Here is a 6,540-nt window from a genome sequence, read left to right on the forward strand (position 1 = left end):
CTCAGCCTCCCAGGGCCAGGGCCACGCGGTAGGTGATGAAGGAGGCCGCGTAGGCCAGCGCGAACATGTAGCCCGCCATGATGAAGGCGTAGCGGCGGCTGCCGGTTTCGCGGCGCACCGTGGCCAGGGTGGCGATGCACTGCGGCGCATACACGTACCAGGCCAGCAGCGACAGGCCGGTGGCCAGCGACCAGGCCTGCTTGATCATCGGCGCCAGGGTGTCGCCCACTTCGTCGCCGCCCGACAGGGCGTACACGGTGCCCAGCGCGGCCACCGCGACTTCGCGCGCGGCCATGCCCGGGATCAGGGCGATCGCGATTTCCCAGCCGAAGCCGATCGGCTCCAGGATCACCGACAGCGCACGGCCCAGCATGCCGGCCACGCTGTAGTAGATCGGCGGATGGGTGGCGTTGTCCGGCGCGCCCGGGAAGCTCGACAGGAACCAGAGCAGGACCATCATGGTCAGGATCACGGTGCCAACGCGCATCAGGAAGATCTTGGCGCGTTCCCACAGGCCGATCGCCAGGGTGCCCAGGTGCGGCCAGTGGTAGGACGGCAATTCCATCATCAGCGGCTGCTGGGTATAGCTGCTGCGGCGCTTGAGGAACCAGGCCACCGCCATCGCGCTCACGATGCCGGCGAAGTACAGCACGAACAGCACCAGGCCCTGCAGGTTCAGGAAACCGGCCACTTCGCGGTCCGGAATGAAGGCCGCGATCAGGAGGGCATACACCGGCAGGCGCGCCGAGCAGGTCATCAGCGGCGCGATCATGATCGTGGTCAGGCGGTCGCGCGGGTTCTGGATGGTGCGCGCCGCCATCACGCCCGGAATCGCGCAGGCGAAGGACGACAGCAGCGGAATGAAGGCGCGTCCCGACAGGCCGACGCTGCCCATCAGGCGGTCGAGCAGGAAGGCCGCGCGCGGCAGGTAGCCGCAGTCTTCCAGGATCAGGATGAAGAAGAACAGGATCAGGATCTGCGGCAGGAACACCAGCACGCTGCCGGCGCCGGCGATGACGCCGTCCACCAGCAGGCTGCGCAGCGGGCCTTCGCTCATCCAGCCGCCCACCGTCTGGCCGAGCGAGGCGACGCCGGCGTCGATCATGTCCATCGGCGCGGCGGCCCAGGTGAACACGGCCTGGAACACCAGGAACATCAAGAGGGCCAGGATCGCCGGGCCGGCGACCGGGTGCAGCACCACGTGGTCGATCTGTTCGGTGAAGTTGCCCTTGTCGTGGGCTTCCGAGACCGTCAGGTCGAGGATGCGGCGCACTTCGCGCTGGGTCTGCTCGACCGGCACTTCGTCGATGGCGGACAGCGGATTGGGCGTGACCGCGGTGTCGAATGGCATCTTGTCGAGCGCTGCCAGCAGGTTCTGCTCGCCGCCGGCCTGCACGGCCACGGTCTCGACCACGGGCATGCCCAGTTCCTGCGAGAGCCTGGCGGTGTCGATGGCGATGCCGCGCTTCTTGGCGACGTCCACCATGTTCAGCGCCAGCACCATCGGCAGGCCGAGGCGGCGCAGTTCCAGCACCAGGCGCAGGTTCAGGCGCAAATTTGTCGCGTTGACGACGCACAGGATGGCGTCGGGAGTCTGTTCGCCGGCGCGCAGGCCGCCCACCACGTCGCGGGTGATGACTTCGTCAGGGGTCTGGGCGTTCAGGCTGTAGGCGCCCGGCAGGTCGAGCACACGAAAAGGCCGGCCCTGGGGCGAAGTGAAGCTGCCTTCCTTGCGTTCGATGGTCACGCCCGCGTAGTTGGCGACCTTCTGGCGCGAGCCGGTGAGGCGGTTGAACAGGGCGGTCTTGCCGCAGTTGGGATTGCCGAGCAATGCGATCAGGGGCGTGCGCGACGCCACCTGTTGTTCCATGACACCCATCGTTTATTCCGGCTGGATCGACACCAGGGCCGCTTCGAAGCGGCGCAGCGCGAAGGTGGACTGGCCGACCTTGACGGCCAGCGGACCGCCCAGCACGCGCTTGAGCACGCGGATGCGCTCGCCCGGCACGAAGCCGAGTTCCATCAGGCGGCGCTGGACGTCGACCCCGCCCTGCTGCGCATGCGGAGCCAGGTGGATCACGGTGGCGCTCTGGCCGGCTTTCAGCGAGTCGAGCGTGGTGAGGGTGGGAACAAGGGTCATGGTCGCGTCCGGTGCGGGTATATATACGTAGCGCTGATGAGACAGATACTAGCATCATAAACCTAAATGCGAATTATTTCTATTTGCAGACTGATATTGCGTAAAAGAAAGGCAGCAACACAACAGCCACACCCTGCAGATTTTGCTTGCGTTGGCGGTCGAGTTTACGGAGAATGGCAACGCAAATGAGAATGATTCGTATTTTGTAGACGAATTTTCAAGAAGCATTTTCACCCACACCGCCAGGAACCGAACCGCCATGATCGTCTGTGTCTGCAACAACATCTCCGACCGTGAAATCCGCCAGGCTGTGGACCTGGGCATCTCGTCGGTTGCCGAACTGCACCGCGAACTGGGTGTGGGCACCATGTGCGGCAAGTGCGTGAGCTATGCGCGCGAAGTGCTGAACGAACATCTGGAAAGCAAGACGGTTGTGACCGAGCTGCGCCGCGTGGCGCAAGCCGCCTGAAACTGAACTGATCTCTCTCCTCGCCCCGTTCCCCACGGGGCTTTTTTTCGCCGCCCTGCCCTGACGGTTTGCTATGATGTGAACATCACATCAACAAAGGCATTCCATGAAGGGCGATCCCAACATCATCCGTCTGCTGAACGCACAGCTGACCAACGAACTGACCGCGATCAACCAGTATTTCCTGCATGCGCGCATGTACCGCCACTGGGGCTTCGAGCGCCTGGCGAAGAAGGAATACGACGAGTCGATCGGCGAGATGAAGCATGCGGACAAGCTGATCGACCGCATCCTGATGCTCGACGGCCTGCCCAACCTGCAGGCGCTGCACAAGCTCCTGATCGGCGAGTCGACCCAGGAAATGCTCGAGTGCGACCTCAAGCTGGAGCGTGGCGCGCAAGTCACGGTCAAGGAAGGCATCGCCGCGGCCGAGGCAGCGCAGGATTACGTGTCGCGTGATCTGCTGCTGGAGATCCTGGAGGATACCGAGGAGCATATCGAGTGGCTGGAGACGCAGCTGGATCTGATCGTGAAGATCGGGATTCAGAATTATCTGCAGAGCCAGATGAACGCGGAGTAAGTGTTCTGATTGCCGCTACGGCTGATGCCCGTGGCGGCGCGACGGACTTGGATCCCGGCCTTCGCCGGGAGTCATAGGCGCCAGTGGCGCGTATGACGGTTTTTAGGCTAACACTGAGAACAGTGTTAGCGTGTCTCGTACTCAGCCTGCCTAAGCACGTCGTTCCGGGACTCGGCGTCCCCCTCGGCCGGAACCCAAGTTTGCATGAATGACCGCTACCTCCAGCGCGTCATCCACTTATCGTAAAACCCCAAATCCCTCGGCACCGCCCCCGGCACCGCGCAGATCGCCCCGGCAAACTCGTTCGCCCGCGCCAGGGTCTGTTCCAGCTCCCATCCCCGCATCTTCCCCAGGAGGAAAATCGCCGAAAACGCATCCCCCGCCCCCACCGTATCGATGACGAAAGGCGGCGCCGGATTGTCGCGGTGGTTGATCACCTGCCCATCCGACCCGAAGTACACCGACCCGCGGTGTCCCAGGGTGACGATCAGCGCGTCCAGCGAGAACATCTGCAGCAGCGCCTGGCAGGAGGCATGCACCTCTTCGGCCGACAGCGGCGGATCTTCCGGACGAATCTGGAAATACCACTGGAACAGCGCCTGCAGTTCCTCTTCGTTGACCTTGGCGACATGCGCCGCCTGCAGCGAGCGCGTCACGCAGCGCTCTTCCACCTGGCCGTCGCGCAGGTTGAGGTCGAGGAAGCGCAGCGCCGGGCTGGCTTCCAGCACCGCCGTGAGCGTCGCGCGCGAGTGCTCGTTGCGCTGGGCCAGGGTGCCGAAATATAGGATGCCGGGCTGGGCGCTTTCCACGGCCGCCACGGCCTGCTGGCGGTCGATGAAATCGTAGGCCTGGTTCGGCAGGATGGTGAAGCGGTGGCCGCCGCGTGCGCCGCGCTCGACCAGCACGCGGCCGGTCTCTTCCATCGCATCGACCTGCAGGCCGGCCTCGCTCATGGCGAAGCGTTCGAACTCGGCGCGCACCAGCTGCCCCAGGCGGTCGTTGCCGATGCGGGTGACCATCAGCTGCGGCGCCATGAAGGCGGCCAGGTGGCGCGCCACGTTGAAGGGGGCGCCGCCGACCACCTGCTCGGTGCTGAAGTCGTCGACCAGCGCCTCGCCAAAGACGACGGTGACCGGCGCAGCCATTATGCGAGGAAAGGAATGGTGTCCTTGAAGGACGGGCGCTCGGAGAGCTTGTCGAACAGGCGCGCCAGGTTCGGATAGTCGCCGCGCCACGCCACTTCAGGGAAGCGGAAGGCGATCCAGCCCAGGGCGCAGCCGACGGCGACGTCGGCCAGGCTGTAGTGGTTGCCCATGCAGAAAGGCGCTTCGCCCAGGCCCTCGGACATCGCGCGCAGGCCGGCGTGCACCTTGGCCCACTGGCGGTCGATCCAGTCCTGGCTCTGCTGCTGCTCGGGACGCAGGGTCTTTTCCAGGCGCACCAGCACGGCGGCATCGAGCACGCCGTCGGCCAGCGCTTCCCAGACCTTGACCTCGGCGCGCTCGCGGCCGTTCGGCGGCAGCAGCTTGCACACGGGTGTGAGCGTATCCAGGTATTCGGCGATCACGCGCGAATCGTAGATCGTGCTGCCGTCTTCCATCACCAGGCACGGCACCTTGCCCAGCGGATTGGTCTGCTGGATGGTGGTGTCCGGCGCCCAGACGTTTTCCTGGACAAAGGTGAAGTCGAGCTTCTTCTCCGCCATCACGACACGGACTTTGCGGACAAAGGGGCTGGTGACAGAACCGATGAGTTTCATACACGCTCAGAGAATGGGAGAGGAAACAGTATAGCATCGCCCTCCGGCGAAAACCCTGCGCCCCGCCGCATGGCAGATGCACCCGCCACAAGGTATTGACAGGCGGCCGGTGGTAAAATCCGCGTTTTTGCACACTCCCCCGCCGCCATGACCTCTACCTCCCTCTCCCCTACCCTGTCGGCCTTGTCCCCCCTGGACGGGCGTTACGCTTCCAAAACCGACAAGCTGCGCCCGATTCTGTCGGAAGCGGGCTTCATGCACCACCGCGTGAAGGTCGAGATCGCCTGGCTGCAGGCCCTGTCGCAGGCCGGCTTCGCCGAGATCAAGCCGTTCTCCGCGGAAGCGAACGCTCACCTCGACAAGATGGCCGCGCAGTTCGGCGAGGCTGATGCCGCCCGCATCAAGGAAATCGAAGCGGTCACCAACCACGACGTCAAGGCGGTCGAGTACTGGCTGAAGGAACAGGTCAAGGACGTGCCGGAACTGGTCGCGGCCAGCGAGTTCATCCACTTCGGCTGCACCTCGGAAGACATCAACAACACCTCGCACGGCATGATGCTGAAGGCCGCGCGCGACGGCGTGCTGCTGCCCTCGCTGCAGACCATCATCGCCAAGCTGACCGAGATCGCGCACACCAACGCGAACCTGCCGATGCTGTCGCGCACCCACGGCCAGACCGCCAGCCCGACCACCTTGGGCAAGGAATTCGCCAACGTGGTCGCGCGCCTGCAGCGCGCCGTCAAGCGCATCGCGGACGTGGAAATCCTGGGCAAGATGAACGGCGCGGTCGGCAACTACAACGCCCACCTGTCGGCCTACCCGGGCTTCGACTGGCAGTCGTTCTCGAAGGACGTGATCGAGCAGCGCCTGGGCCTCACCTTCAACCCCTACACCATCCAGATCGAACCGCACGACTACATGGCCGAGCTGTTCGACGCGATCGCGCGCACCAACACCATCCTGCTGGACCTGAACCGCGACATCTGGACCTATGTCTCGCTGGGCTACTTCAAGCAGAAGCTGAAGGCCGGCGAAATCGGTTCGTCGACCATGCCGCACAAGGTCAACCCGATCGATTTCGAGAATTCGGAAGGCAACCTGGGCCTGGCCAACGCGGTGCTGCGCCACATGGCCGAGAAGCTGCCGGTCTCGCGCATGCAGCGCGACCTGACCGATTCGACCGTGCTGCGCAACATCGGCGTCGGCTTCGGCTACGCGCTGCTGGCCTACGACAGCTGCCTGCGCGGCCTGAACAAGCTGGAAGTGAACGCGGCGCGCCTGGAGCAGGACCTGGACGCGAGCTGGGAAGTACTGGCCGAGCCGGTGCAGACCGTAATGCGCCGCTACGGCATCGAGAATCCGTACGAGCAGCTGAAGGAACTCACCCGCGGCAAGGGCATCACCCGCGAAGCGCTGCAGGAGTTCATCGGCAAGCTGGCGATTCCGCAGGAAGCCAAGGATCTGCTGCTGCAAATGACGCCGGCGAACTACACCGGCCTGGCTGCGCAGCTGGCTGCGGCGATCTAATCGTAGGGGGGGGGGGGGGGGCGGGCGCCCCACCATGAATAGCACCCCCCGGGGGATGTTGGGGC

Annotated in this window: 7 protein-coding genes; 3 read left to right on the forward strand and 4 right to left on the reverse strand. The window is 64.6% G+C overall.

Annotated elements, in window-relative coordinates:
- Window position 1 precedes the first annotated feature (1 nt).
- Together J8847_RS16330 and J8847_RS16335 are read right to left on the reverse strand one after the other, a co-directional pair.
- Window positions 2-1,879 (reverse strand): ferrous iron transporter B, encoded by a 1,878-nt coding sequence (locus tag J8847_RS16330; protein ID WP_211525769.1) that lies wholly within the window; start codon window positions 1,877-1,879, stop codon window positions 2-4.
- A gap of 3 nt (window positions 1,880-1,882) precedes the next feature.
- Complete coding sequence (locus J8847_RS16335) at window positions 1,883-2,140, reverse strand: FeoA family protein (RefSeq protein ID WP_211525770.1); 258 nt, start codon at window positions 2,138-2,140, stop codon at window positions 1,883-1,885.
- A gap of 259 nt (window positions 2,141-2,399) precedes the next feature.
- Between J8847_RS16335 and J8847_RS16340 the strand changes: the two genes are divergently transcribed.
- Both J8847_RS16340 and bfr read left to right on the forward strand, forming a co-directional pair.
- Complete coding sequence (locus J8847_RS16340; protein ID WP_211525771.1) at window positions 2,400-2,609, forward strand: bacterioferritin-associated ferredoxin; 210 nt, start codon at window positions 2,400-2,402, stop codon at window positions 2,607-2,609.
- Window positions 2,610-2,715: 106 nt separating this feature from the next.
- Window positions 2,716-3,189, forward strand: a complete 474-nt coding sequence (gene bfr, locus J8847_RS16345) for a bacterioferritin (protein ID WP_211525772.1) — start codon at window positions 2,716-2,718, stop codon at window positions 3,187-3,189.
- Window positions 3,190-3,404: 215 nt separating this feature from the next.
- Here the strand turns inward: bfr and J8847_RS16350 are convergent, their stop codons facing one another.
- Both J8847_RS16350 and J8847_RS16355 read right to left on the reverse strand, forming a co-directional pair.
- Complete coding sequence (locus J8847_RS16350) at window positions 3,405-4,334, reverse strand: PfkB family carbohydrate kinase (RefSeq protein ID WP_211525773.1); 930 nt, start codon at window positions 4,332-4,334, stop codon at window positions 3,405-3,407.
- On the reverse strand, window positions 4,334-4,948 hold the full coding sequence (locus J8847_RS16355) for a glutathione S-transferase C-terminal domain-containing protein (RefSeq protein ID WP_211525774.1): 615 nt from the start codon (window positions 4,946-4,948) through the stop codon (window positions 4,334-4,336). The genes J8847_RS16350 and J8847_RS16355 overlap by 1 nt, the downstream gene beginning before the upstream one ends.
- Window positions 4,949-5,095: 147 nt before the next feature.
- Here J8847_RS16355 and purB point away from each other — a divergent pair, with 147 nt between their 5' ends.
- Window positions 5,096-6,475, forward strand: a complete 1,380-nt coding sequence (gene purB, locus J8847_RS16360; protein WP_211525775.1) for an adenylosuccinate lyase — start codon at window positions 5,096-5,098, stop codon at window positions 6,473-6,475.
- Window positions 6,476-6,540: the final 65 nt, after the last annotated feature.

Source organism: Massilia sp. AB1, from assembly GCF_018119385.1.
Taxonomy (GTDB): Bacteria; Pseudomonadota; Gammaproteobacteria; order Burkholderiales; family Burkholderiaceae_D; genus Telluria.

Excerpts from the sequence above, each read along its gene's own strand:
- purB (WP_211525775.1), top strand. The coding sequence starts at position 5,096 with ATGACCTCTACCTCCCTCTCCCCTACCCTGTCGGCCTTGTCCCCCCTG.
- J8847_RS16340 (WP_211525771.1), top strand. The coding sequence starts at position 2,400 with ATGATCGTCTGTGTCTGCAACAACATCTCCGACCGTGAAATCCGCCAG.
- J8847_RS16330 (WP_211525769.1), bottom strand. The coding sequence starts at position 1,879 with ATGGGTGTCATGGAACAACAGGTGGCGTCGCGCACGCCCCTGATCGCA.
- J8847_RS16355 (WP_211525774.1), bottom strand. The coding sequence starts at position 4,948 with ATGAAACTCATCGGTTCTGTCACCAGCCCCTTTGTCCGCAAAGTCCGT.
- J8847_RS16350 (WP_211525773.1), bottom strand. The coding sequence starts at position 4,334 with ATGGCTGCGCCGGTCACCGTCGTCTTTGGCGAGGCGCTGGTCGACGAC.
- J8847_RS16335 (WP_211525770.1), bottom strand. The coding sequence starts at position 2,140 with ATGACCCTTGTTCCCACCCTCACCACGCTCGACTCGCTGAAAGCCGGC.
- bfr (WP_211525772.1), top strand. The coding sequence starts at position 2,716 with ATGAAGGGCGATCCCAACATCATCCGTCTGCTGAACGCACAGCTGACC.